Origin of the sequence: Bacillus sp. J14TS2 (assembly GCF_018333015.1) — a bacterium.
Classification (GTDB): Bacteria; Bacillota; Bacilli; order Bacillales; family Bacillaceae_C; genus Lederbergia.
The window spans coordinates 1-25,485 of record NZ_BORE01000034.1; the positions used below are offsets into that span (position 1 = coordinate 1).

Annotated in this window: 22 protein-coding genes and 1 pseudogene; 15 read left to right on the top strand and 8 right to left on the bottom strand. The window is 39.7% G+C overall.

What is annotated here, in order from left to right; genetic code table 11:
• Positions 1 to 364: 364 nt before the first annotated feature.
• Positions 365 to 910, top strand: a complete 546-nt coding sequence (locus KI375_RS26555) for a GNAT family N-acetyltransferase (protein ID WP_212976375.1) — start codon at positions 365 to 367, stop codon at positions 908 to 910.
• 92 nt (positions 911 to 1,002) lie between these two features.
• On the opposite strand, the gene KI375_RS26560 is transcribed toward KI375_RS26555, so the two are convergent.
• Together KI375_RS26560 and KI375_RS26565 are read right to left on the bottom strand one after the other, a co-directional pair.
• On the bottom strand, positions 1,003 to 2,217 hold the full coding sequence (locus KI375_RS26560) for an MFS transporter (RefSeq protein WP_212976392.1): 1,215 nt from the start codon (positions 2,215 to 2,217) through the stop codon (positions 1,003 to 1,005).
• 575 nt (positions 2,218 to 2,792) lie between these two features.
• Entirely contained in the window at positions 2,793 to 3,590 is a 798-nt protein-coding gene (locus KI375_RS26565; protein ID WP_212976376.1) for an AraC family transcriptional regulator, read from the bottom strand.
• Between the two features lie 225 nt (positions 3,591 to 3,815).
• Here KI375_RS26565 and KI375_RS26570 point away from each other — a divergent pair, with 225 nt between their 5' ends.
• Positions 3,816 to 5,672 carry an FAD-dependent oxidoreductase gene (locus tag KI375_RS26570; RefSeq protein ID WP_212976377.1) on the top strand — a complete coding sequence of 619 codons (1,857 nt, stop codon included), beginning with the start codon at positions 3,816 to 3,818 and terminating at the stop codon, positions 5,670 to 5,672.
• A 340-nt stretch (positions 5,673 to 6,012) separates the two neighbouring features.
• A complete protein-coding gene (locus tag KI375_RS26575) occupies positions 6,013 to 7,356 on the top strand; it encodes an ABC transporter substrate-binding protein (protein WP_212976378.1) in 1,344 nt (447 codons plus the stop codon).
• A gap of 265 nt (positions 7,357 to 7,621) precedes the next feature.
• On the opposite strand, the gene kapB is transcribed toward KI375_RS26575, so the two are convergent.
• Positions 7,622 to 8,017: a kinase-associated lipoprotein KapB gene (gene kapB, locus KI375_RS26580; RefSeq protein ID WP_212976379.1), complete on the bottom strand. Its 396-nt coding sequence runs from the start codon at positions 8,015 to 8,017 to the stop codon at positions 7,622 to 7,624.
• 262 nt (positions 8,018 to 8,279) lie between these two features.
• Here kapB and KI375_RS26585 point away from each other — a divergent pair, with 262 nt between their 5' ends.
• The 3 genes from KI375_RS26585 to KI375_RS26595 all read left to right on the top strand — a co-directional run bounded on the left by KI375_RS26585 (position 8,280) and on the right by KI375_RS26595 (position 9,886).
• Positions 8,280 to 8,870: a peptidylprolyl isomerase gene (locus tag KI375_RS26585; protein ID WP_212976393.1), complete on the top strand. Its 591-nt coding sequence runs from the start codon at positions 8,280 to 8,282 to the stop codon at positions 8,868 to 8,870.
• 109 nt (positions 8,871 to 8,979) lie between these two features.
• Positions 8,980 to 9,198 carry a hypothetical protein gene (locus tag KI375_RS26590; protein ID WP_244853114.1) on the top strand — a complete coding sequence of 73 codons (219 nt, stop codon included), beginning with the start codon at positions 8,980 to 8,982 and terminating at the stop codon, positions 9,196 to 9,198.
• 157 nt (positions 9,199 to 9,355) lie between these two features.
• On the top strand, positions 9,356 to 9,886 hold the full coding sequence (locus KI375_RS26595; protein WP_212976395.1) for a superoxide dismutase family protein: 531 nt from the start codon (positions 9,356 to 9,358) through the stop codon (positions 9,884 to 9,886).
• A 52-nt stretch (positions 9,887 to 9,938) separates the two neighbouring features.
• Here the strand turns inward: KI375_RS26595 and KI375_RS26600 are convergent, their stop codons facing one another.
• Together KI375_RS26600 and KI375_RS26605 are read right to left on the bottom strand one after the other, a co-directional pair.
• The gene (locus tag KI375_RS26600; RefSeq protein ID WP_212976380.1) at positions 9,939 to 11,102 is read right to left on the bottom strand and encodes a MalY/PatB family protein; all 1,164 of its coding nucleotides are present in this window, start codon (positions 11,100 to 11,102) and stop codon (positions 9,939 to 9,941) included.
• A 68-nt stretch (positions 11,103 to 11,170) separates the two neighbouring features.
• Positions 11,171 to 12,007: an alpha/beta fold hydrolase gene (locus KI375_RS26605; protein WP_212976381.1), complete on the bottom strand. Its 837-nt coding sequence runs from the start codon at positions 12,005 to 12,007 to the stop codon at positions 11,171 to 11,173.
• Between the two features lie 179 nt (positions 12,008 to 12,186).
• Here KI375_RS26605 and yugI point away from each other — a divergent pair, with 179 nt between their 5' ends.
• From yugI to KI375_RS26625, 4 genes are all read left to right on the top strand, one after another.
• Positions 12,187 to 12,576, top strand: a complete 390-nt coding sequence (yugI, locus tag KI375_RS26610) for a S1 domain-containing post-transcriptional regulator GSP13 (protein ID WP_212976382.1) — start codon at positions 12,187 to 12,189, stop codon at positions 12,574 to 12,576.
• A 492-nt stretch (positions 12,577 to 13,068) separates the two neighbouring features.
• Positions 13,069 to 14,313: a Glu/Leu/Phe/Val family dehydrogenase gene (locus KI375_RS26615; RefSeq protein WP_212976383.1), complete on the top strand. Its 1,245-nt coding sequence runs from the start codon at positions 13,069 to 13,071 to the stop codon at positions 14,311 to 14,313.
• Between the two features lie 690 nt (positions 14,314 to 15,003).
• Complete coding sequence (locus KI375_RS26620) at positions 15,004 to 16,350, top strand: glucose-6-phosphate isomerase (RefSeq protein ID WP_212976384.1); 1,347 nt, start codon at positions 15,004 to 15,006, stop codon at positions 16,348 to 16,350.
• Positions 16,351 to 16,795: 445 nt separating this feature from the next.
• The gene (locus tag KI375_RS26625; protein WP_212976385.1) at positions 16,796 to 17,176 is read left to right on the top strand and encodes a winged helix-turn-helix transcriptional regulator; all 381 of its coding nucleotides are present in this window, start codon (positions 16,796 to 16,798) and stop codon (positions 17,174 to 17,176) included.
• On the opposite strand, the gene KI375_RS26630 is transcribed toward KI375_RS26625, so the two are convergent.
• Entirely contained in the window at positions 17,173 to 18,081 is a 909-nt protein-coding gene (locus KI375_RS26630; protein ID WP_212976386.1) for an alpha/beta hydrolase, read from the bottom strand. The two genes, KI375_RS26625 and KI375_RS26630, sit on opposite strands and share 4 nt — an antisense overlap.
• Before the next feature lie 248 nt (positions 18,082 to 18,329).
• Positions 18,330 to 19,499: an MFS transporter gene (locus tag KI375_RS26635; RefSeq protein ID WP_212976387.1), complete on the bottom strand. Its 1,170-nt coding sequence runs from the start codon at positions 19,497 to 19,499 to the stop codon at positions 18,330 to 18,332.
• Positions 19,500 to 19,976: 477 nt separating this feature from the next.
• Between KI375_RS26635 and KI375_RS26640 the strand changes: the two genes are divergently transcribed.
• The 5 genes and pseudogenes from KI375_RS26640 to KI375_RS26660 all read left to right on the top strand — a co-directional run bounded on the left by KI375_RS26640 (position 19,977) and on the right by KI375_RS26660 (position 24,872).
• Positions 19,977 to 20,231, top strand: coding sequence for a hypothetical protein (locus tag KI375_RS26640; protein ID WP_212976388.1), 255 nt, complete (start codon positions 19,977 to 19,979; stop codon positions 20,229 to 20,231).
• Entirely contained in the window at positions 20,228 to 20,842 is a 615-nt protein-coding gene (locus KI375_RS26645; protein ID WP_212976389.1) for an arylamine N-acetyltransferase, read from the top strand. The genes KI375_RS26640 and KI375_RS26645 overlap by 4 nt, the downstream gene beginning before the upstream one ends.
• A 529-nt stretch (positions 20,843 to 21,371) precedes the next feature.
• Positions 21,372 to 22,559, top strand: a complete 1,188-nt coding sequence (locus KI375_RS26650; RefSeq protein ID WP_306419878.1) for an NAD(P)/FAD-dependent oxidoreductase — start codon at positions 21,372 to 21,374, stop codon at positions 22,557 to 22,559.
• 66 nt (positions 22,560 to 22,625) lie between these two features.
• A pseudogene (gene sigJ, locus KI375_RS26655) lies at positions 22,626 to 23,509 on the top strand (RNA polymerase sigma factor SigJ).
• Between the two features lie 340 nt (positions 23,510 to 23,849).
• A complete protein-coding gene (locus KI375_RS26660; RefSeq protein ID WP_212976390.1) occupies positions 23,850 to 24,872 on the top strand; it encodes a DUF3231 family protein in 1,023 nt (340 codons plus the stop codon).
• A gap of 48 nt (positions 24,873 to 24,920) precedes the next feature.
• On the opposite strand, the gene KI375_RS26665 is transcribed toward KI375_RS26660, so the two are convergent.
• Positions 24,921 to 25,346: a hypothetical protein gene (locus KI375_RS26665; RefSeq protein ID WP_212976391.1), complete on the bottom strand. Its 426-nt coding sequence runs from the start codon at positions 25,344 to 25,346 to the stop codon at positions 24,921 to 24,923.
• Positions 25,347 to 25,485: the final 139 nt, after the last annotated feature.

Below are 25,485 nucleotides of genomic sequence, written 5' to 3' on the forward strand. Positions count from 1 at the left end.
AGGACTACCATACCCTAATTATAAGGTTTTTTTATGGACTTTTATAGTGATAATTGCCATTATTCATAATTTTGGCATAGTTATTTCCTCTTGACTTTTGGCTGGAAATTTAATGCAACGCTAGTGAGGAAACTATAAAATTCTTGGCTTGTGGATAAGTTGTAATTTTGAGTTTTGTCATCCAGCTCCAGCGCCTAGCCCCTCGAGGTCAAATAACCCTGAACCTATGAAGGGAAAAAGCCCCTTCATAGGTTCAGGAACATTTGCTTGTCGGGGCTGATCAAGGCGCTTGCGCTTTTGTTCATAAGGCGTCGTTGGTTAAAGGTTCTATTCAATTATAATAAATAATTATGGAGGGGAATCAATGATTAACATAAGAAGAGTAAATAAAGAAGATTATCCCAACGGCAAGAAAGTAATTTATCAATATAGCTCTGATCAATATTATGATATATCCATAATGGAAAAAGAAAGTGGATGGAGTTTTGATTTATCCGCAATGAATTTCAAAGAAAAATTTGAAAAATATGAGGAAGCCAACATTTTTGATGAGAGCTTACCTCAGTTGGAATGCTACGTAGCAGAATTACATGATGATGAGGTTGGGGTTATTAGTTTTACTCATGAAAAATGGAATAATGTGTTGAGGATACAGGATCTTCATGTAAAGAAATCAATGCAAGCAAAGGGGATTGGTAGTAGGTTAATGAACTATGCAAAGAGATGTGGAAAAGAGATAGGAGTTAGAGCCATTGTTTTAGAGACGCAGACATCCAATTTTTCTGCAATAAAATTTTATCGGAAACATGGATTCAAACTAACTGGTTTTGATCTACTGAGTTATTCAAACAACGATGTGGAAAAGAAAGAAGTGAGAATTGAGATGGGATATATTTTAGAGCAGAAATAAACTTTCTGCATATGAACAAAAAATAAAATGATAGGATTTTTTATGGTTAAAACCATCAAAAAACAAAAAGACTCCCAGGAATCCTAGGAGTCTTACATACTTTCACTTAAATGCTTTTGTTGGTCGTGTCTAAAGCTTACAAATAGAAGAATAAACCCAACAAGGAATAAACCGCCAGTTACATAAAAGACGTTAGAAATTCCTCCGAATCCGGCAACAAAACCTCCTAAGGCAGGGCCAATCACATTGCCTAAAAATCGAAAGCTTTGATTATATCCAAGCACTTCTCCTTGCATATCCAGCGGTGCTTCAAGGCGAATATAGGCTGTAATACAAGGAAGCATGCCTCCAACCGCCATCCCATATAAAAACCTTAAAAGCACAAGCTGCCAAAGATCTGATACAAATGCTTGCGGAATAATCAAAATCGATGCGAGCACAAGCAAGATCAGTAACACTTTTTCAAATCCAATGGAATCTCCTAATTTTCCCCATTGGCGGGTGAGCAGTAAATTGCCAAACCCTGTGGCCGAAAAAGCCATACCTGCAAGAAAGGCAACACTCGTTGCTTGGGTCAGTTCATTGACATACAACGCTAAAAGCGGTTGTATGCTGAAATTACCGATTTGGATTAGCAATGCAACCAGCATAACCATAATCAGCAATTTGCGACTGAAAATCAGTTTTATCACATCTTTACTAGTATGAGGTTTAAATTGCTTCCGTTCTTCCTCTGTTTGCTTGATCTCACGTATTCCAAAGAGAACAACAGTTGAAGCAATGGCAACACCGATTGCGGTAATGATAAAGGTATATTGAAAACCAAAGGTGTCCGCCATTAAACCTCCAAGCAAAGGACCAAAAAGGCTACCTGAAACATTCCCCATTTGCAATGTTCCAAGTGTTTTACCAGCTTCATTTTTGGGCGTCTGCTTCGAAATTAATGCTATGGACGTTGGAATAAAGCCTGTCACGATCCCCATAAACATTCGCAGAATAAAGAGTCCGAGCACATTACCTACAATTCCCATAATAAAAACGGATAAAGCAATTCCATATCCTGTAATAAGGAGAATCGGCTTAAATCCGTATTTATCCCCAATTTTTCCCCAGATAGGAGAAAATAAAAAGGCACTGATAAAGGTTACTCCAAAAACTAAACCAGCCCATCTTTGAACATATTCATTGCTAAAATCTCCGAACGTTTCAATGTATAGGGAGATAAACGGAACAACCATTGTCATGCTTGCCGCAACTAAAAAATTACAAACCCACATGATTAGCAAATTACGCTTTGCAATACTAATAATAACACCTTCTTGATGATATTTATTTCGTAACGCTAAATATTATTATAATCCAATCGTGAAATAATTCAATATGTCCGCCCTTTAAATGACCTATAGGGAGAGGGGGAAAGCTAGCGATGAACAAGGGATTTGTGCTTTTTTAAAAAAATTAAAGCATCTAGTTGGCTAATACTGAACCCAGCTTCAAGTGCCATCGATGGCCAGGACGGTATGATTTTAGACAATGTTCTTCTTTTTAATATGGGCAGGGAAAATCCAAACCGGATTTTCTTGGCTCGGAACCGGTTGAAAATGCTTAATCAAATAGCTGAAACTTTCTCCAGCTATTCTAGGACTACCTTAATGATAATGTGCCTGCTATTTTTATCTCTAATAACCTCTATCACACTAGTAATTCCCCCAATAGTGCAATGAAGTCATGAAACATAACAGCCCAATCACTGCTTAGAGACTTAAAGAGAATTTTCAGCGTTAAAAGTTCCAACAACATTAATCATTCGTGAAACAACTAAATAGAAAATTTATGACACGGACACTCTTTTTACATCTAACTACAAGTGGGTGAATAGCCTCTAAAAACGATTGATTTTCCGATAGTCAGAGGGTCGAATCTTCATATGCTTATTGAAAATTCGACTGAGATAATAACCGCTTTCGTAACCACTTTCGTGAGCAATCGTCTCCAAATTCCAATCGGTTTCCAATAATAAGTTGGCCGCTTTTTCGATGCGGATGGAAGTCAGGTACTGCACTGGAGCCATATGATAAACTTTTTTGAAGCGACGAGTCAATTGAACGGATGACATATGGAATTTGCTGGCAACATACTTGATTTCGATCGACTGATGAGCATGATTTTCTAGATAAGCAAGGACTTGTTCCATTACAGGGTCGTCTCGGTGTTTTTGACCCTTTCTCTCGAAAACAGATGGGTTGTAGTCACTCATGATGATCCACATATCGTGAAAATAATGTTGTTTTAATGGAACCAAATCGGAGAGGGGATGTAGTTTTCGCAGATGCTGATAATTTTCAGATAAGCGTGTAGTAAGCGGGACAAATAATTTATGTTCATTTTGTCGCAACATTTCTTGCAAGAACCCTGTTTCATGATATGGAAAATCAAAAACAATGGCGTGAAAACTTAAAGGAGTTTCAGTTTTGCGGTGAAAAGCAACCCGTGGTGGGCAAAACACAATATCTCCCTTTTTTGCGTGTCCTGTGGATTGATCAATCTGGTATGTAAAATCCCCTTCTTCGATGGCGAATAACATCCACATTGAATACGTATCTTGTTTTCGTAAAAAGTGTTTCTTCTTATTCCAAAATACATGTCTAATCAACTTTGGTAATGTTATAGAGTCCTTCATTTTACTCATCCTTTTTTGAAATTTTGGATATGGCAAAGTAAATTATGTGCATTTAAAAGTTTTTTAATTTCATATATTCTGTTTATTAGTGAAATTCTCTCAAATTATATCATAATGAATTTGGATTCTGCAGGAAGGAGTTGTTTTTCCAGAACTTAAAAGAGAAGGCGTTTTCAAAACGTTCATTATCACTTTATTAAACATTAATTGAAAGGGGAATGAAAGATGAAACATACGGACTTGTATTGTGATATATTAGTCGCTGGAGGTGGAGCAGCTGGTGTTCCAACGGCAATCGCTGCCGCACGAAACGGGGCTAAAGTGATCCTATGTCAAGATCGTTCTGTATTAGGAGGGAATGCTTCCAGCGAGGTGCGTATGCATATTGTCGGAGCTGATGCCAGTGGAAAACGAGGAAAAAAATTAGAAACGGAAGCAAGAGAAGGTGGCATTATTGAGGAGATTCGTTTAGAAACATCTGTACGAAATCCTCAACGTTCACCATCAATGTTGGATTTAATCTATTATGAAAAATGTCGTGAAAACGATAATTTAACCTTATTATTAAATACTGTCGTAACAGATGCTATAACCGATCAAGGTCACATAAAACAGGTAGTAGCGGAACGGCAATCAACAGAAGATATTTTTACGATTAAGGCCGCTATTTTTGTCGACTGTACAGGTGATGGACGTTTAGGGAAGGAAGCTGGCGCAGCATATTTTTGGGGACGAGAGAGTAAGGAAACGTATAATGAAGAATTCGCGAATGATGAAGAAGATAATTATCGACAGGGTTCAAGCTTATTGTTTCAAGCAAGAGATATTGGTTACTTTGCAAAGTTCCAGGCGCCAACATGGGCAAGAAAATTTACAGAAGAAGATCTAGAGCTGCGTCCCCACGCTTCAAGCGGTACGGATAAGGGGCTAGAATATGGCTATTGGTGGGTAGAATGGGGCGGAACATTAGACACCATTAAAGACAATGAAACGATCCGCGATGAATTATTAGCTATTATGCTAGGCGTATGGGATCATATTAAAAATGAAGGTGATCATGGTGCTGATAATTGGGCATTAGAATGGTTTGGTTTTTTACCCGGAAAACGGGAAAGCCGTAGATTTAAGGGGATGCATGTATTAACTCAAAACGATTTAATAAATGCTAGACCTTTTAAAGATTCGATTGCTTATGGAGGATGGCCGATTGATTTACATCCCCCTGAAGGGATTGATGCAACCGATGTGAAACCAACGAATAGTATTCAAGTTCCACATTTATATGATATCCCTTTAAGTGCATGTGTATCAAAAGACATTGAAAATTTAATGTTTGCTGGGCGTAATATTTCCGCTACACATGTAGCCTTTGCTTCGACTAGGGTCATGGCTACCTGTGCGGCGGTTGGACAAGGGGTTGGAACTGCTGCAGCGCATGCGGCGAAAAAGGAGCTGACCCCACATGAGTTACTACTAGATCATCTGTCACTTTCGGCGATTCAACAAAATTTACTCAGAGATGATGCTTATCTCATTGGTATCACTAATGAAGATGCAAGCGATTATGCGAGAAAGTCTACTATTACCGCATCAAGTGAAAGGAACGATGGCCGCGCCTTAAATATTATTTCTGGACAGACGCGAGCTACTTTTGGTTCTAAAGGAGTTAAAGGAAGTAGAGGGATAGAAGGCACCAATCGTTGGATAAGTGCTGCCTCACCTGGAACAATGCCAGAGTGGATTGAATTAAGCTGGGATGAGCCATTTCAACTTGGCGAAATCCGATTGGTCTTTGATAGTGGCCAACATCGAGTATTGACGCTTAGCCATTCAGACGATTATGTAAAGAAAATGAGATGGGGCGGTCCACAGCCAGAAGTCGTAAAGCATTATACAATCGAGTGTGAGGTTGATGGGAAGTGGCAAACATTGATTGAAGAAAAAGACAACTATCAACGACTTTGTATCCACTCCGTCTCAGGTGCGCCAACTACAAAAAAGCTACGAATAAATGTATACGGAACACATGGTTCCGAACAGGCTAGAATAAATGAAGTGAGAGCTTATCCGGCACAAGAATGAAACAACGCCAAACATACAAAAAAGAATTGTTTACATTAAAATCGAAAGTATTATATGGATTAGTCCTCCAAAAAGGCAATTTTTTAAAATTTTCATACCGATTAAGCAACCCTTTTTAAAAACATCATAGGCTAGACCGAACGAGTGTAAATGTCTTTTTTGGGGGTGACAACCATATATAGATTGAAGAACGATATATTCATAGGAAGTAACCCTTAAATCAAGTAGAAATGTCGGTTAAGCTTTCTTGGTTTACACTATTCTGAGGATATGACATCGGTGTCATTTGAAAGGATATGCCTAAGGAAATAAAAATTGAATAGAAAGGAAGGTTTTGTAAATGACGAATTGTAAGGGTTTTCTTAAGGGGGTAATGGGTATTATCTCCATGGTTATGGTCGTATTGGTTACGGCAGCTTGCGCAGGAGAATCAAACTCTACCTTAAACGAACGTGCCGGAGAGGAAGGAGAACAAGCGGAGGATGTTACCATAACGATTATGACGCGTAGTTTTGATGACGAGCGTTTCGCGGAATTTATAAAAGAACCAGTTGAGGATAAGCTGCCACATATTACTATAGAGCGAATTGAGGATACACCAATGGAGGATTTAATTTTAACCGATACGGTGCCGGATATTATTTGGATAGGGAATCAGGGGGGAATCTATTCCGATATCGTTGAATATGAGCTTGAAGTTGATTTGATCGAGTTGGCGGAAAAACATGATTTTGACATGGATCGTATTGAACCAAGTATTCTCACCTCCTTCATTAACCAAGATCCGACGGGGAAAGGAAGATTACTGGCCATGCCTTATAATCGAGGGGTTCGAGCCCTGTATTACAATAAAGATATTTTTGACTTGTTCGGGGAACCGTATCCTGAAGATGGGATGACATGGAAAGAAACACTGGAATTGGCCTATCGTCTTACAGGAACAAGGAACGGAGTGGATTACAAAGGTTTTACGTTTGATATGAGAGAGAAAGATACAGCCTCTAGACTTCCAATCCAACAATTGCCAATAAATTTTACAGACCCTGAAACGGGCGAATTGCTTTTTCAGGAGGATTCGATATGGTCCGATATCGCTTCCCTGTATCAAGACTTTGTGAACATTCCGGGTAACTATCCTTTTCCACCGTTCTATAAAGGATTTATCGAGGAAGGAACAGTTGCTATGTCTCCATATTGGAATGCGATTACAACAGTGCATAATGATGGAAATATAAACTTTGATTTGACAACCTTCCCACTTTGGGATGGGCACCCGGATTATGCACCGATTTCATGGAGCAATGCCTACGCGATTACAGCAACGAGTGAGCATCCAGATGAAGCGTTTGAAGTTTTAGCTTATATATTATCCGATGAGGCGCAAGAAATGCAATCAAGTAAATATGCTGTGGCCTCACCGTTAAAAGATCCAAAGATGCAGGAGGTATTTGGGGAGGAAGTAGAAGGGATGCAAGAATACAATACAGACGCATTTTTTAAATACCCACCTAATCCCGGACCGGAGAACGTCAGTCCGTACGATCGCTATTTAAACCCGAATACCCTAGTGGAGTCAATTGATTGGAGAATTTTATTTGATGAGGATATGGACGTGAATTCATTTTTACGCCAAGAGAAAGAGCGTTTAGATATTTTGATTCAAGAACGAATCAAAAATGAATAGTGAGTTGACTGATCAACTACACGATTTGGAACCGACACGGAGATCATCTAACAAAAAAACAAACCAAAACATATATTTTTTGTAGAAGAAACCCCCAAAAAATGCATGCTATGGAGACGTTTTTTGGGGATGCTCTCTGGTAATAACAACTCCTTGATGATATTTATTTCGTGAGACTAAATATTATTAAAATCCAGGGAAAGCTAGCGACGCCAAGGGTTTTTTGCTTTTTTTTTAAAAAAAGAAAAATGCCCGAGATTGGGCATTAATCGAAAGTAATGGAGTACATCAAGGCGTATTCTTTGGCAATGCTGTTTAACGCTTTTAGTGCGAGCTGATTATACGGATCTTCTGACTCTGCTTCTAAGCTTTCTTTTAACCGAGAATAAGCTGCTTTTAAAGAATCCTTATAATCAGGAATGTCTCCTTCGAATGGCTTCACAATTCTTATAGGCACGTTGGTTTGCTCTCGATAAGCCAATGCTTTGCGTTCATGAAAAAAAGGAACATCTGCCTGCAAAGGATTATGTAAATCTCCTTGTCGAGGATGATTTAGAACCGCTAAAATTTGAACGGTGTACTGATCCTCATGTAAAGCCGTAATTTTCCCAATGTATTTCCCAGTTTTTTTATTTGTTACAATGATATCACCGATCTCCATCAAATCACTCCTTTCCCTGTTCTATCCATTATCGGAGAAATGGCATGAAAATGAAAGGGAGATGTCTTTTATTCCGGATAGCAGAGAAATACTCTCGTATAGAAAGAAATACTACCGGATAGCAAAATAGACTCCCTCATCGACTAACCCGGAAATATTGCGATTTTCTTTGGAATCCTGTAAAGTTACTTTTGAAACGGAATGGATCCGTACATAATTCTTATTTTACAAAAAAGGAGATGCAGAAATGACCGAACAAAACATGTTTCCACAGTTATCAACAGAGATAGCGGAGGATGAAAAAGTAGTACAAATAAATACGAATGCAGGTTCAATTCGAATCAAACTATTTCCAAAGCAAGCACCAAAAACAGTTGAAAACTTTGTTACCCATGCAAAAGAAGGGTATTATAACGGCATTATTTTCCATCGCGTGATTCCTGATTTTATGATCCAAGGGGGCGACCCGACTGGTACTGGAGCGGGTGGAGAAAGTATCTATGGTGAAGCATTTGAGGATGAATTCACAATGGATTTGTTTAATCTTCGTGGAGCATTGTCCATGGCGAATGCGGGCCCTAATACAAACGGAAGCCAATTTTTTATTGTCCAGAACAATCAATTGGATCCAGGTTTTAAGCCACAATTAGAAAAAGCAGGCTTTCCAGAGGAGATCATTCAAGCTTATATTGAAAAAGGCGGTACTCCTCATCTAGATCATCGTCATACGGTCTTTGGCCATGTGCTTGAAGGATTGGATGTTGTTGATAAAATTGCCAACGTCGAAACGCAGCCTGGTGACAAGCCAGTAGAAGATATTGTAATTGAAAGTATTGATATTATAAAAGAGTAAAACGAAACCGCCAAGTGGCGGTTTTCACATATTTGTCGAAGATGAGCATTGGTTCTTGTCTATTTGCTCTGATATAATAGGATCATACTTATCAGAAAGGATGTTTCCTTTGTTATCAATTTTCCACATATTTGTGTTGAATATTATCCCAATGTATTTTCCTGAGGACAAAACAGAATATATTCCTGCCTTTATCCAATTAGCCCTTGTAGTCATTGCAGCGGTCTTAGTTGTTTTCTTTTTTAAAAAGATTTCCAAGAAACAAGAAGCAAAAGCGAAAGAACTAGAAGAGCGATTAAAGGAAGAGCAAGAAAACCAGCATTCCTAAAATGAACTGCACCGCCGAAATGTTAGAGTTACCTGACATTTCGGCGGTGCAGTTTTTTTATAAAAAAGAAACTTTCCTCCTAAAAGGATATTTCATTTTTGCTAAGGAAATAATGACGAACAATGACTTCTTTTTTGGAGGGATAGATGTGAAAAAAATGCTCCCTTTTCTATTTTGTTTTCTGCTTGTTGCTTGTGAAAGTTCGACACCCCCTAAGAAGTTAGAGGTTGACGTGATCAATCGAGATGGTGATTCTTTAGGAAAAGTGACACTTGAAGAACAAGCAGATGGGATGAAGGTAAAGGTTGATTTAGAAGGACTTCCTCCTGGTGAACATGCAATACATGTGCATGATCAATGGAAATGTGAACCACCAGATTTTCTTTCAGCAGGTGATCATTTTAATCCAGATGATAAAGACCACGGTCTGTTGAATCCAGAAGGGCCTCATGCAGGCGATCTTCCCAACTTAATCGTAGAAGAAGATGGGAAGGCCGAAGTAGATTTTATGGCAAATGGATTGAAATTAACAGAGGGAAAAGACTCCCTTTATACAAAGGATGGCACTTCAATTGTCATCCATGAGGACGCGGATGATGGGATGACCCAGCCAGCAGGGGATTCTGGCGAACGGATTGCTTGTGGTGAAATCACAAAAGATAAAAAGCCAGTGAAGGAAAAAGAATAGCATAATAAAGCACCCACGAAAATTGAAGTGGGTGCTTTATTATGCGTTGTTATTATTGAAAAGCTAATTTTAGTCTTTCCAGTCCTTCTTCTACAATCGAACGATGACAGGCGGGATTTAAGCGAATAAATCCTTCTCCGCCTTCTCCGTACGAAGCACCAAAGTTTACGGCTAATTTTGCTTTACCTAAAAGGTTTTCTCTTAATTGTTTATCACTTAATCCTGTTTTTCGGCAATCAATCCATACAAGATAGCTACCCTCTGGTCTCATCACTTCAAGTTCTGGAAGAGAGCGTGATACTTCTTCATCAATAAGATTTATATTTTCTTCGATGTAAGTAATACATTCATTTAGCCATTCTTCACCATCACGATAAGCAGCTTCCATCGCAATCATTCCGAATGTATTTAAGCTTGTAAGGTTTAATGTTTGTTGAATGATTGTCAGCTTTTTGCGCATATCTTCATTCGGAGCCACGATAAAGGATGCCTGTAAACCAGCAAGGTTGAACGTTTTGCTTGGTGCCATAAACGTCACAATAAAGTCCTGATAAGATGGATCCAGTGAGGTTAATGGCAGGTGCTGATGCGGTGCAAACGTAATATCAGCATGAATCTCGTCTGCTGCGATTAGTACACCATATTGCTTACAAAGCTCGGCTACTTTCGTTAATTCTTCTTTGCTCCATACACGTCCGCCTGGGTTATGAGGACTACATAATAGAAATAGTTTTACACCTGATTTTAATTTTTCTTCAAAATCCGCAAAATCAATTTCATAACGTCCATCAACCAATTGCAAAGGTGAATTAACCACTTCTCTCATATTGTTCTCAATCATATTGAAAAATGGTGTGTAGACAGGCGATTGCAATAATACTTTATCTCCTACTTCGGTAAAAGCCTGAATCGCCATTCCAATTGATGGAACAACACCAGGGCTGTATAAAATCCATTCAGGCTGAATTTCCCACCCATGTCGTTTATTCGTCCAATCAATGATCGCCCCTGCTGTGTTGACATTAGCAATTGTGTAGCCAAATACACCGTGGTCGATTCTTTCTTTCAACTTCTCGATCACAGCTACCGGTGGACTAAAATCCATATCTGCTACCCACATTGGCAGAAGTTCGTTTTTTCCGAAGGCTAGCTTCATTCCATCCCATTTTAGGGAGGAGGTATTGATTCTATCAACTTTTTCACTTAGCTTGTACATTCCTTTTTCCTCCTCAGCACACTTACGTCATCTCTATTCTAGCGATATTTAATTTAATTTTAAAGTACCTACTCAGAATATATGAGATCTCTTATATGCTGATAAACTTCAAATGGTTTTTCTTCGGGGAGTAAATGTCCTGTCTGAGGCAAAGAAATAAGTTGTGAATGGGGTAAGTCTTGGGCCAATCTCTTCCCTGTCTGAAGCGGAACTACTCGGTCATTTTCACCCCAAATCAATAGGCTAGGAGCTTGAATGGTTTTTAAAATGTCTGTGGAAAGATCGCCTTCCCAATGCCGGATCATTTTTTTAAAAGCACGAAACATCATATCATCTTCAAAAGGCTCGGAATAGCCGCGAATCATTTCCTCATCAATCATATTTTGATCATATACGACATGGTGTAGGTTTCCTAGCACTCCTGTTTTCCCAAGTTGATGCTTAATCACCTTTTCAAAGAAAGGGAAGTACGAAAAATAAGTGTAAGGTGGTTTAAGGCGGGATAAATAGCCGGAGCTACAAAGAAAAATCCCTTTTTGGATACAATTCGGTCTTTGATACATCATATTAAGTATCAACTGACCTCCCATAGAGTGGCCAACTCCGATAAAGGGTGAATCCTGCAACTGATCGACTAAACACCAAAGAGTATAGGCGATATTTTGGTAAGAATAATGAAATGAAGACGATCTACCACTTTTGCCAAATGGCGGAAAATCGACCACCACAACATGAAAGTCTTGAGCAAGAAGAGGCGCTAATTTCCGAAAGCTAAAAGTCGAAGATAGAAACCCATGAAGTAATAAAATTGTAGGCAGCTTAGGTTTGAGCTGATGATAGTAGCTTTCATAATAAAGATCAATCCCGTTTATGTGGGTGGAATGTGTAGAAAATATTGCAGTCATAGACTCACCTCTATTCTTATAGTTTACCCGAAACAGAATGTTTAAACAGAGGTTTGAAGGAGAAAATAACGGGAATAGAAATTGGTGGGTATGGTTATGTTTTGATTTGGGTAGGAATCTATGTTAAAATATTTAATTGCGTAAAAAGAAGATATTATATAAAATTTGGGAGTGTTTCCATGACGACAAAATATGAACTAGGTACAGTATTGACAGGGAAAGTAACAGGTATTCAACCTTATGGTGCTTTTGTGGCATTAGATGATCAAACACAAGGGCTTGTCCATATTTCAGAAATTAAACATGGCTTTGTAAAAGATATTAACGAGTTTCTATCTATTGGTGATGAGGTGAATGTGAAGGTTCTTGAAGTGAACCCAGATAACGGTAAAATTAGCCTCTCTATTAAAGCTACAGAAGAGCCACCAGCTAAACAAAAAAATACGAAGCCAAGTAAACCATCAACTGAATCAACTATTGAAGCAAGTGGGGAAGGCTTCAATACATTAAAAGATAAGTTACAAGAATGGATTAAGCAATCTGATAATAAAGATTTACTGAAGAAATAAGTAGTAGCCGGAGGGTGTCTGATTGACAGGCATCCTCTTTTTAGGGTGTTGAAAAAGTGGCAGCTTCTTATTAAATCCTATGGAAAAGACCTATTCCAATACATGGAGAATATGGTAATATGAAGAGGCATAGCATTATGGAGGAATAGGGAGGGGTAGTCGCATACAAATTGGATGGAATCATAAAATACCAGCTAACTTCATAAAATCGTGGCAGAAAGGGGAAAAATTGAATTCTTATTCTGTAAACGATAGAGAATTTTTTAAAATATCTAACCTAATATGCTATTGAAAAGCGAAAAAGTATTGGAAGCGTTCGCTTGGATCTATTCCATCTTTTATGTAAAATTAATAAATGTGTACCCTAACCATTTAATTATGAGTTTTTAGAAAAAGAATGTATTCCTTTGACCATATTGGTGGAAATTACAGGACAAACATGTTTGAATGTAAGATAAATTTGATTAATGAATAAAGAGGCGAAATAAAACGATGGTGGAAAATCTTAACTTATTTACATCAACTCAAGAGGTTATTAAAGATGGTCTCCACAAACTTGGCTTTGGCGAAGAAATGTATGAACTGTTGAAAGAGCCAATGAGAATGATGACTGTAAGAATTCCTGTTCGTATGGATGATGGTTCTGTTAAAGTTTTTACAGGATTTCGTGCCCAACATAATGATTCGGTAGGTCCTACGAAAGGGGGCGTCCGTTTTCATCCAGAGGTGAACGAAGAAGAAGTAAAAGCGATGTCGATGTGGATGACAATTAAATGCGGAATTGTGAATCTCCCATATGGTGGGGGGAAAGGCGGAATTATCTGTGACCCGCGTACCATGTCGATGAATGAAATTGAACGACTAAGTCGTGGGTATGTTCGAGCAATTAGTCAAATTGTCGGACCAACGAAAGATATTCCTGCGCCCGATGTTTTTACCAACTCACAAATCATGGCTTGGATGATGGATGAATACAGCCATTTGCGTGAAAATGATTCTCCTGGCTTTATTACAGGTAAACCGATCGTGCTTGGAGGCTCTCAAGGAAGAGAGAAGGCTACAGCCCAAGGTGTAACTATTTGTATTGAAGAAGCAGCTAAAAAACGCGGTTTAAAAATAAAAGACGCGCGCATCGTCATTCAAGGTTTCGGAAATGCAGGTAGTTTCCTTTCAAAATTCCTTTATGATGCAGGGGCAAAAATTGTCGGGATTTCCGATGCATATGGTGCATTACATGATCCAGATGGTCTAGATATTGATTATTTACTTGATCGCCGTGATAGTTTCGGCACAGTTACAACCCTATTTGAAAATACAATTTCCAATAAGGAATTGTTTGAATTGGACTGCGATATTATTGTACCTGCAGCAGTGGCCAATCAGATCACAGCAGAAAATGCGCCAAATATTAAAGCATCAATCGTGGTTGAAGCAGCAAACGGACCAACAACAGAGGAAGCAACCCGGATATTAACGGATAAAGGCGTGTTACTTGTACCCGATGTATTGGCAAGTGCAGGGGGAGTGACCGTTTCTTACTTCGAATGGGTGCAAAATAATCAAGGGTATTATTGGACAGAGGAAGAAGTCAATGAAAAATTGACAGTAAAACTTGTAGAAGCATTTGAAAATGTCTATCACACAGCGGAAACTCGAAAAATCAATATGCGCTTAGCAGCCTACATGGTCGGACTCCGTAACACCGCCGAAGCCTCAAGATTCAGAGGCCGGGTGTAAAGAAAAGCGGAGGCGACTGTCCAACGACGTACAAACTCGTATAATAAGGATGAACGGCTAAAACCGCGCCGTCCTGGCGCAACGCCGTTCTGACCAACATCCTGTTGGCCTGAGATAAAGGAAACACGGCGAAGAATGAGCCGATGTTGACTTATCGTAGGAAGGCACTGAAAGTTTGCTAGTCGCTAGGAGCCGTAGCTAGACAAAGAAAAGCGGAAGGCGGTTGCCTAGGGGCGACAAGCAAATGTTCATGAACCAAGGAAGGGTGAACTTTCCCTTCAGTGGTTCAAGGTTATTTGACCTCGAGCCCCTACCGCCTGCAGCTGGACAAAGAAAAGCGGAGGCGTCTATAGAAAGAAGAACGGCTTACAATGCATGGTCATAAAAAACAAACTTAGTGGAGGAAACTTTCATTGAGTTTGTTTTTTTGAGCATTTAACTCCAAAGTTTAATGGAAAACAGGAGGAAACTGTGCTTTGATCGTCCCGTTCTACCCGATTCCAGCGAAAAGACGTAAGGGCGCCGGGCAAGACCGTAACGTTCTACCCGATTCCAGCGAAAAAGCGTAAGGGTGCGGCGCAGGCTCGTGTTGTTCTTCATGAATATATAGTCGTTTGGTATCTAGAACTTGAAAGTTAAGCTTTATTCAGCTAAAGTTAAGGAAGAATGTATCATAGGGAGGTTTTAGGCATGGGACATATTCGTTTTGACTATTCCAAGGCGCTTGCTTTTTTTGGACAGCATGAAGTCGATTATTTGCAAGCAGCAGTGGAAACAGCCCATACACAGCTACAGGATAAAACAGGTGCAGGCAGTGATTTCTTAGGATGGATTGATTTGCCTGTGGAGTATGATCGTGAAGAATTCGCGCGGATTCAAAAAGCAGCCGCAAAAATAAAAGCAGACAGTGATGTTTTGCTTGTAATTGGAATTGGCGGCTCCTATCTTGGGGCTCGTGCTGCGATTGAAATGCTCAACCATAGTTTTTACAACGAACTACCTAAAGAAAAAAGACAAACACCACAAGTATTATTTGTAGGAAATAGTATTAGCTCTACATATATGCGTGATCTAATGGATTTATTGGAAGGGAAGGATTTTTCTGTCAATGTCATTTCTAAATCAGGGACAACGACTGAGCCTGCCATTGCATTCCGGATTTTCCGTAAATTATTAGAAAATAAATATGGGGCGGAAGAAGCGAAGAAGCGAATTTTCGCCACAACCGATCGTGAAAAAGGAGCACTGAAAACATTAGCGAATGAAGAAGGCTATGAAACATTTGTCATTCCTGATGATGTTGGTGGACGTTATTCAGTGTTAACGGCTGTAGGGTTATTACCGATTGCGGTTAGTGGTGTTGATATTGAAGCAATGATGAAGGGGGCGGCTGACGCTCGCGAGGCATTCAGCTCACCTGATCTAAAGGAAAATCCGGCTTATCAATATGCAGCCATCCGTAATGTTTTATACAACAAAGGAAAAACGATTGAAATGTTGATCAATTATGAACCAGGTCTGCAATATTTCGCAGAATGGTGGAAGCAATTATTCGGCGAAAGTGAAGGAAAAGATCAAAAAGGCATCTACCCTTCTTCCGCTAATTTTTCAACAGATCTTCACTCGCTTGGCCAATATGTGCAAGAAGGGCGTCGCGATCTATTCGAAACTGTTATTAAAGTTAAAAATGCCCGTCACGAACTTGTGATTGAAGGGGAAGAAAACGACCTAGACGGATTGAATTACCTAGAAGGAAAAACGATTGACTTTGTAAATGATAAAGCCTTCGAAGGAACATTGCTTGCTCATACAGATGGCGATGTACCAAATCTAGTTGTCGAGATTCCAGAAATGGACGCATATACATTCGGTTATCTCGCCTACTTCTTTGAAAAAGCATGTGCTGTAAGTGGCTATCTCCTTGGCGTGAATCCTTTCGACCAACCAGGAGTAGAAGCCTATAAAGTAAATATGTTTGCTTTACTTGGAAAGCCTGGATTTGAAGAGAAAAAAGAAGAATTGGAAAAACGTCTGTAGAAATTAAAATAGAAAAGGAGCAGTTTATTATTGGACTGCTCCTTTTTGCGTACCCTAAAATAAATTTCAAATGCAAGATAAGTTAGTGGTAGTCGTTGCAAGTAATCCTTATGCCGAAGCTGTAAAATTTACTGACGATACGTTTTAGACATAAGGCCCACAAACATTAAAATCATTAATCAACCCAGCTGGAGGTTAAACTGCTTTTTAACTAAGTGGTGCTTAGCACCCTAAAAAAGTTGGTTCCTCCACGTAGGGGAATCCGACTTTTTTAGGTTGAAGTTTACTTAGTAGCTGGTGTAGTATGTAAATAGCACACTAATACACAGCTTGTTATATATATCGGTACTATTGTTCAGGGGAGTGAATAAGGGCACCCCATAAAAGAATAGGAAAAATGAACCCATTAGACTGATTTTACAATATTTTAAAAAGGTTGGTGTTTATGATGTATCAAGAAGAATCTCCATGTCATTATCGGCGCGCTCTTGAGGTGGTCTCTAGGAAGTGGGCAGTGTTGGTTTTCTATGAACTGGAACAAGAAAAGTTACGTTACAGTGATTTATTCCAACGAATTGAAGGTATAACCAAAAAGATGCTGACCGAGACCTTGCGTCAACTTGAGAGAGACGGTCTTGTGCATCGTCATGTATATGACACCGTCCCTCCTGCTGTAGATTATTCATTGACGTCGCTAGGGTTGACCTTGATTGAACCGATGAGGGTTCTGCACCGATGGACGGATGCACATTACGATTCGGTTCTCGAATCTAGAAAAAAATTCGATCACGCACAAGGACATCAGGATAATCAGCCAAAGACCTAACATGTAGACAGTTGATCGCGAATAACATCATAAACGTCATTACCATCATCGAAAATATCTGTTAAGGCATAGAATAAGTGAATCATTCCATGGTATCTTTTCATGGTCACCTTCACACCGTTTTCGATCAGCATTTGTCCGTACTTTTCCCCTTCGTCTCGTAATGGATCAAGCTCAGCCGTAATGACCAAGGCTGGAGCGACATCCTTGACATCACCATATATAGGAGAAGCGAGTGGGTTCTTTCGTTCATCCACTGTATTAAAGTGATGAGATCCACAACAGTCCAAAAGGGCTGTGGTAAGGAAGTACCCATCTCCATACGTTTTCCTTGAATCGTAATCCCTCTTCCAATCTGTTAAAGGACATAACAATACTTGATATTGAACAGCTATAGATTCATTGATACGCGCTTGCTGCGCCACGACTGCGGCTAGTGTCGCACCAACACTTTCCCCGGCAACTGCAATGCGTTTTGCATCTAATCCATATTGTTGTGCATGCATAGATAACCATTCTGCAGCGTAGATTGCTTCATCGACCGGGACAGGGAATTTATACTCTGGCGCAAGTCGATAATCTACTGATACAATCGCTCTTCCTGTTGAAGCAGCCAATTTGCGGCACATCGGATCATAGTCGTTCATTCGGTTAAAAACAAAGCCACCTCCATGAAAAAACAAGATAACAGGCATATTAGCGTTTTCTGAAGGTCGATAAAGGCGAACAGCTAATTCGCCGTGTGGTCCCTGTAATACAATATCCTCTATAGTGGATAAGGGAATGTCTTCAGAGATGGCGGTAGCTTCGGCTGCGTTACGAATTTCCTCTGGCGTCATAAGATGCAACGGTGGAGACGATGCTATCTGATCCAAAAATTGTTTTGTTTCCATAGGTATTGACATTGATATTTCCTTCCTCTCTAAATTTTTTATCGCGAATTAACTGGCACTAAGATCGGCAGGAGATCATCTGCTAGTAAATCCCCGATTGAAGTTCTCATTATTGCATGTTGTAAATTCACTATAAACGATGTTCAATGCTTTGATAAGAAGGCACTTTAAGGTGCCCTTATCCAGATTCTTTGAAAACCATTAAAATTGTGTATGATTATTTAGAACATTTAATTTAAATGAAATATGCAGCAAGAAGATCACTTCATAACCTGCGAGTGTTTGGATTGAAACCTTACAGACAGGGATAAAACGATACAAAAAAAGGCGATTACAACAACAGCTGATCCTATACTTGCTGTGCTGGCCACAGAACCCGTGAGATTCAGCACCATGCCTCCTATACCTGAGCCCAAGGCAATCCCAATTTGCAATGCAGAATTATTAATACTTTGCTGAATGTCCGATGAAATAGGATCGACATTTACAATATAGTTTTGTATAGACGGTGATAAAGCCCAACTTAGCAGCCCCCATATCATCATGACGGCTAAGAATAGAAAAATTGAAACCCTTGTATATGGTAAAGCAAACAGTACAACCGCAAATAAAGCTGTAACGAGTAACATGCTTTTTTGCGAGCCAATACGGTCAGCTAGAAAACCGCCTACAGCACCACCACCAACAGCAGCAATGCCATAGAGAAAATAACAAACACTAATCCAATTTTGATTTAAATGCAAAACGGTCATTAAAAAGGGCGTAAAATAAGCGAAAAATACAAAATGACCTGCTATGAAAAATAATAAGGCAAAATGAGCACCCATCAATTTAACATTACCTAATGCCTTGAGCTGATTTTTAACAGACAATACATTCCCAGGCGATATTTTTCCTAAAAATACATAAATCAAAACCATAGAAATGATGGTTAAAATCATAATTCCAAGAAAAACAGATCTCCAGCCAAATGAATTTGTTATCACAATACCAATCGGTACTCCTAGGACAAGTGCCGAGCTAATCCCCATGTATATCAAACCTAAAGATTTAGCACGGTGCTTAGGTTGAGCAATCCTTGATGTAATCGTCAAAGATAATACAATAATAAGTGCAGCACTCATGGCGGTAATTACACGTGCCACAATCACTAAAAGAAATGTCGAACTAAAATAAGTGATCATATTTCCTGAGAAAAATACAGCTAAAGTCATCAAATACAATCTTTTCCGTTCAATCTTTCTCGTAATGGAAAACAGAATTGGCCCAGAAATCGCATATACTAAAGCATATACTGTGACCAGTTGCCCCGCTGTACCGACAGAAACACCAAGCTCATCAGCAATTACAGGCAAAACTCCTCCGATAATCAATTCTACTAACCCCACAGCCATTGCCACCAATGCTAATACAAATATTCTAAAATTCATCAAATCACCTCCATTTTTATCCCGAATTAATTCGAGGAAAAACAAGAATTGTGAGTGTGTGAGCAATTGCTAGTAACTTCCCGATTCGTTTTGACCTGCAGGACGCAAGTCACAAAACGTTGCGACATACAAGGACGAACTAGTGTAGGTGAAACAACAGGACGTGGTGTTGTAAGCCTTTCAAAGTAAACTGATTGAAGTTTGACTATATGCACAAACTTTTCAATGGGTGGCAAACTCCTTTCTAAAATCCCCTTGTTTCTTCCCAATAAATTCATTATAAAAAATGTCTGGTACGTTGATAAGAAGGCACTTTAAAGTGCCCTCTTAACAAAATTTTCTCCATGCCTTAAGGTAAGGGTATGAGAAATAACAAACTCAATTTAGGCAAAACAAAAAGAAAATGATAGAAGAGTTCAATCATTTTCTTTTGTTACTATTACAAAAGTATGTTCAATATGATAGACAGGGAGCGTGATGGATATTATAACTCAAAAATATTTACCTCAATGGGCCAAGGATTATTTACACTATATTCAAATTCCGGTTAGGGAACCTTCACTGCAATATTTAACCGAAATCTGTACCGCACACTTAATGCGAATTCCTTTTGAAAATATTAGTACGCTATTGCAATTTGATGAATATCATCAAAAGGGTAGATTAATTCAAGACGAAAAAAAGTTTGTTAGACAGCTATATCAATATCAAATGGGGGGACATGTTATGTGATTAATAGCAGTTTTTACCAATTGTTAAAGCAACTTGGCTTCCACTGTCGTTATGCTTTCTTGGGTGGGGGACATGTCGCCCTGCTCGTTCGACTTCCAAATGAGGACGAAGAAATGTATGTTGATCCCGGGAATGGGGCGCCTTTTTTTAAACCGATTCAATTAGAAACCGATCCCATGAATCGTTCACAGTTTGGTGGAATTGAAGTACACCTTCGTCCAATGGATGAACCTGGAATGTATAAATATTATCGATATGTGGATGGAAAGTTACTTAATCATATGGTTTGGTCTTTTGACACTCGAAAGAACTATCAATTTGATGATTTCCAGCCAGCAATCCAAAGATATTTTCAGCCCAATGGTTTCTTTACATCTGATTTGCGTTGTCAAATTTGGCAACTGGAGCAAAAACGTTCATTGTCTCTAGTCAATAATATGCTAAGTATTCGATATAGTAATGGGAAGGTTGAGAAACGCGAATTAACCGATATTTCCGATGTTCGTAGTGTTATCAATCATGAATTTGTCCTTCCTAAATTACCAATTGAGGATGCAATAGGATCTTTGGAAAAAAGGGGTGTAAATATTTTTAAAAATAATAATAATTAATTTTTACCAGCTTTAAAGCTCGATGATAATAAGGTGTCGAATTACCAGAAACCTAATTTTGACATCGTCTCAGTAATTGGAAAAACAATTTTAACCGAAGAATGAAATTACAAACCTGATTTTTGTTGTCTAGTGTTCATGGAGTATAACGATCCTTCTTTGGGTTTTAAGTGATCGTATGCTCATGGATAGCTGAAAAAGTTTCACGTTATTGTGGCTGCACTCAAGGCAAAAGGATCCCAAAGGATTTCTCAATTCATTCCGCTTTTGAATCCTAAAAGATGAAAGTAGTTTATTGCATATGACAATCGGCATTTAATGAGACCCATTCCATTGGACCTTCGAAGGTAAGATCCTGCATTTATAAAGGTGGAAATACTAATTCAGCCATTCTGCACTTGGTTTCTCGTTCATTCGTTTCCGATGTCACAAATCAGACCCTTACATCGTTATATGTGTAAAACATAAGTGAACCTTCAATCAGTGGGGGTTTTACTGCCCGTTAATGCGGGATAAAGGGAGCTGAGGAATGATGAACGACTTGACATATGTAATCGTCGGAGGCGGTCATGCAGGAATTGGAGTGCTTAAAGCAATACAGGAAACGACACGAGGGATGGTGAACGGGCGGCAGATTCAGATTGTTTTGATCGATAAGCAGCCCGGTCATGTACGCAAAGTGATGTTATTTCGGCCGGCCGCAGGCGGAGAGGAGATTATTATTTCCTGGAGGCGTTATTTATCAGAAGGTGCTGAATTCGTGCAAGGTACGGTTACATCCGTGGATAGTGAGAAAAAATGGGTTAGATATATAGATGTGCAAGGAAATGATACCCGAATTCATTATGATTGTTTAATCTTGACGGTCGGTAGTATCGTTCGGGAACCGGGTCTGCATCAGGGTGGCATCGCCTTGAGCAATTTGCAAGCCGCACAGGATATCCGCGAGTGCTGGTGTGCCAATCTATGGAAGGCTGTTAGGGAGACGAACCTTAAGGAACGAAAGCGATTGATGAAAATAGCGGTTGCAGGAGCGGGCATCAGTGGCATTGAGACTTCCGCCGAGCTGGCGGAAGCTATGCGGAAGGAAGCATCGGCAATAGGGCTGAATCCGTCCGATGTCTCTGTCTATTTATTGAATGGACAGGAGCGGCTCTTTCCGGGAGGGCCGGAGAAAGTTGGGCGGAAGTTGGATCAGATGCTTAGCAAATGTGGAGTGACAGTGATTCATAATCGTAAGGCGATGAGGGAGAAAGCTGGAGTGCTAAAGTTGAACAATGGCGATTGTTTGACGATTGGCTTATGTGTATGGACAGCTGGTCTTATTCCAAATCCGGTCCTTCGCAATATGAACTTGCCACTTACCCCCGATGGCCAAATGCTGGTAGATGAATGTTATCGCGTTCAAGGGGTTCCGGATGTATACAGCATTGGCGACTGTGCAAGAATCATCGATCCAAGTACTGGCAAGATGGATCAGATGACGTGCAAAGAAGCCGGACCGCAGGCAGTGCGTCTGGGAAAAATCATGATGGCAGATTTGGAGGGACGTCCTGCACCAGTTCATAAATCCGTGATGGATGCCTTTGCCATCGGTTTGGGGAAAAATCGCGGGTTGGTGTGGGTGCGCAAATGGGGAATTAATATGATTATAACGGGAAAGCTTGCCTGGAAAATCAAGAAGCTGGCATGGGATTGGGCCAGTCAGCTTCGATAGAAATAAGGAAACCAAAATTGTAAAGCATCTAATAGTTAGTAGAAGGTGGGACGGTGAATGGAGGAACTGTATGAACTGTACGATCAACATAGAGGGCTGTTGTTTACGCTGGCTTATCAGTTGACAGGCTCTGCTGCAGACGCGGAAGATGCGGTACAGGAGGTGTTTGTTAAGGTGTGCGACATACATCCCGAACGTTTGGAGGAACCAAAGGCCTATTTGTGCAAAATGGTAACCAATTACTGTATCGATCTGCAGAGGTCGGCGCGGAAGCGGAGAGAAGTGTACGTCGGTCAATGGCTTCCAGAACCGATTCGGACACCGGAGACTGATGCGCTCGAGACGGTTGTTACCCGCGATCTATTGTCGTACGCCATGCTCGTACTTTTGGAGCGGCTGACACTGACAGAACGAACGGTTTTCGTCCTGCGTGGGCGATTGGCTTTGATTACCCCGAAATAGCGATACTTCTTGACAAGAGAGAGGCGAATTGTCGCAAGTTGATGAGCCGGGCTAGAAGCAAGATGGGAATATCTGAAGAGGAACAGATCGCGGCCGAATCGGTCGATTTGGAGTGGATTAGCAGGTTCCTCATATCCCTTGAGAAAGGGAACGTTGACCATGTGATGTCTCTGCTAAGCGAAGACGTCATGCTCTTCTCCGACGGAGGTGGAAATGTAAACTCATTTAAACGTCCGATACAATCGCGCGATTACGTTTCCAGAATCCTGGCGAGCGCGTTCACCGGCATAAAGCCCTATTATCAGGATCCACATTTTGAGGTTACCGCTTTGAACGGTGAGACCGGCATATTACTCTGTTCGGTGGACAAAATTGTTGCCGCAATATTTATACAAATCCAACGCAGAAAACTTACTAGGATCTACATTGTACGAAACCCAGATAAACTTACCCGTCTTCAGGTAAGGTGCATAGAAGATAAGAGTTAATAATTAATTTTAAATGACATGAGATAAGGATGACAGATTAATTTTTTGATTCTGAAATAGGTGATAGTGTGAATGTTACGAGATACGCAATTTATAAGCCAACATTTATGTCGTTAACAGGCGCTTATTCGGAATAAAAACTAGCCGGGATTTAGACCATATCGTATTATAAGGTCATCAGAGTTTTATTTACTGGGTGATCTTATTTTGAATCACAGCCATTCATCAATGATTAATACTTCACACTATCACACGTTAAGATGGGATAGGCGAATATTTCACAATGAGCGGGAAAACATATCTTTATGTGAAATAACTGTGAAGGTAGGGATGAAATGAGATGGAAAGCAATACGAATAAAGAACAGATCACCGCTTCTGAGCTTGCAAGCCTTTGGGTTGTTTACCAAAAAAAGACGATGATGGTTAGGGTCACGGGTTTCCTTTTGTCGAAAAATCAAGATTCTGAGTATAGGAAAATATTGCAAACATTTCACAAAGGAGAAAAGAACTTTGTGGATGAATTGGTTACTATTTTCAAGCATGAAGGAGCGGTTGTGCCGGTTGGGTTCACTGAAAAAGATGTGAATCATGAGGTGCCGAGATTATTTGATGATACATTTGCTGTGATGTATTTGCGCACAATGATGAAAATTGCTACAGGTATCCATGCTATACATATGACGATGGCCTATCGGAAGGATATTATGGATTTGTACAGAAGGTTCACAGAATTTGCGGAGGAAATTTTGGTTAAGGCCACCCAGTGTTTATTGGGGAAAGGTGTGCTTCCAAAACCTCCATATGTGACCTTGCCTCAACATGTTGCGTTTACAGAAGAGAAGGCTTATCGCTCAGGATTTAAAATAGGGGGACACAGAAGATCATTAAATACGATTGAAGTAGCTTATCTCTATCAAGGAGTTGAATCCAATGTGATTGGGATGAAATTAATGACAGGCTTTGCTCAAGTTGCAAGGGAAGAAGAGATTTCGAAATATTTTTTTCAAGGGAAAGAATTGGCGAAAACGATTATTTCGAAATTTAGTGGATCCTTATTAGATAGTGATATTAACGTTCCTGCTCCGTCTGCGGGATTGGTTACAGACTCCACAATGTCTCCTTTTTCAGATAAGCTCATGTTGTATAATACATCCTTATTGAGTGATTTTGCTTTGGGGAGCAACGCGTTAGGAACATCCTTCAGCCTAAGGAAAGACCTATCCATGAAAATGCTCATGACCGGAAAGGATATTACAAAATTTGCGAATGAGGGAGGGAACCTCACGATGAAATATGGATGGATGGAAGAACCCCCGCAAATGGAGGACAGAATCCAATTGACAAAACGGAAAAGTAAGTAAAGACTATAATTCGGTAAATAGGGAGGCCCTAGCAGATTTGTTGAACTGCTAGGGCTTTGACGTTATTTTGGCTACCCCCAAGGCAAAATGATCCCATAGGATTTCTTCAATTAATTCAGCTTGCGAGTCCTGACAATCAATAATAAGAATAATTTCGGATTTTTTTCCTTTGAGTAGTCTTTTTTTCTTTTTAAAAATTTTCTCTGTATAAAGTCTAATTGCAAACCCAAGCACAAAGCCAAGCGCGGCGCCGATCAATCCCCAATAAATAGGCCCCCAAGCCAATTTAAAGCCGATACTGGCTCCAATCACAGAAAATGCTGTGGCTAATGCGACTCCGATATCAATAAGGGATGTACCGTCGGAGCGATAGTGGGAATCGAAAACTCTACGTTCCTCTGTTCGATTATCTAATGGAACAGCAAATATATTCTCTTTTTTTATGCCTGCTTTCTCTATTGTGGAGATAGCCATTTCTAAAAAGATAGAGGCTGGGACAAAACCCAGTAAAAACAGAAAAAGTGATTTTCTACTAAGATGAAGTAGGAAATCACTTTTTTAATTTGATTAAAAAATGAAAAAATGTACAAAAAAAGGATACCTTCTGATAAAG

Bases quoted from the DNA above. Each gene is read 5' to 3' on its own strand.
- KI375_RS26555 (WP_212976375.1), top strand. From the start codon at position 365: ATGATTAACATAAGAAGAGTAAATAAAGAAGATTATCCCAACGGCAAG.
- KI375_RS26565 (WP_212976376.1), bottom strand. From the start codon at position 3,590: ATGAAGGACTCTATAACATTACCAAAGTTGATTAGACATGTATTTTGG.
- KI375_RS26570 (WP_212976377.1), top strand. From the start codon at position 3,816: ATGAAACATACGGACTTGTATTGTGATATATTAGTCGCTGGAGGTGGA.
- KI375_RS26575 (WP_212976378.1), top strand. From the start codon at position 6,013: ATGACGAATTGTAAGGGTTTTCTTAAGGGGGTAATGGGTATTATCTCC.
- kapB (WP_212976379.1), bottom strand. From the start codon at position 8,017: ATGGAGATCGGTGATATCATTGTAACAAATAAAAAAACTGGGAAATAC.
- KI375_RS26585 (WP_212976393.1), top strand. From the start codon at position 8,280: ATGTTTCCACAGTTATCAACAGAGATAGCGGAGGATGAAAAAGTAGTA.
- KI375_RS26595 (WP_212976395.1), top strand. From the start codon at position 9,356: ATGCTCCCTTTTCTATTTTGTTTTCTGCTTGTTGCTTGTGAAAGTTCG.
- KI375_RS26600 (WP_212976380.1), bottom strand. From the start codon at position 11,102: ATGTACAAGCTAAGTGAAAAAGTTGATAGAATCAATACCTCCTCCCTA.
- KI375_RS26605 (WP_212976381.1), bottom strand. From the start codon at position 12,007: ATGACTGCAATATTTTCTACACATTCCACCCACATAAACGGGATTGAT.
- yugI (WP_212976382.1), top strand. From the start codon at position 12,187: ATGACGACAAAATATGAACTAGGTACAGTATTGACAGGGAAAGTAACA.
- KI375_RS26615 (WP_212976383.1), top strand. From the start codon at position 13,069: ATGGTGGAAAATCTTAACTTATTTACATCAACTCAAGAGGTTATTAAA.
- KI375_RS26620 (WP_212976384.1), top strand. From the start codon at position 15,004: ATGGGACATATTCGTTTTGACTATTCCAAGGCGCTTGCTTTTTTTGGA.
- KI375_RS26625 (WP_212976385.1), top strand. From the start codon at position 16,796: ATGATGTATCAAGAAGAATCTCCATGTCATTATCGGCGCGCTCTTGAG.
- KI375_RS26630 (WP_212976386.1), bottom strand. From the start codon at position 18,081: ATGTCAATACCTATGGAAACAAAACAATTTTTGGATCAGATAGCATCG.
- KI375_RS26635 (WP_212976387.1), bottom strand. From the start codon at position 19,499: ATGAATTTTAGAATATTTGTATTAGCATTGGTGGCAATGGCTGTGGGG.
- KI375_RS26640 (WP_212976388.1), top strand. From the start codon at position 19,977: ATGGATATTATAACTCAAAAATATTTACCTCAATGGGCCAAGGATTAT.
- KI375_RS26650 (WP_306419878.1), top strand. From the start codon at position 21,372: ATGATGAACGACTTGACATATGTAATCGTCGGAGGCGGTCATGCAGGA.
- KI375_RS26660 (WP_212976390.1), top strand. From the start codon at position 23,850: ATGGAAAGCAATACGAATAAAGAACAGATCACCGCTTCTGAGCTTGCA.
- KI375_RS26665 (WP_212976391.1), bottom strand. From the start codon at position 25,346: ATGGCTATCTCCACAATAGAGAAAGCAGGCATAAAAAAAGAGAATATA.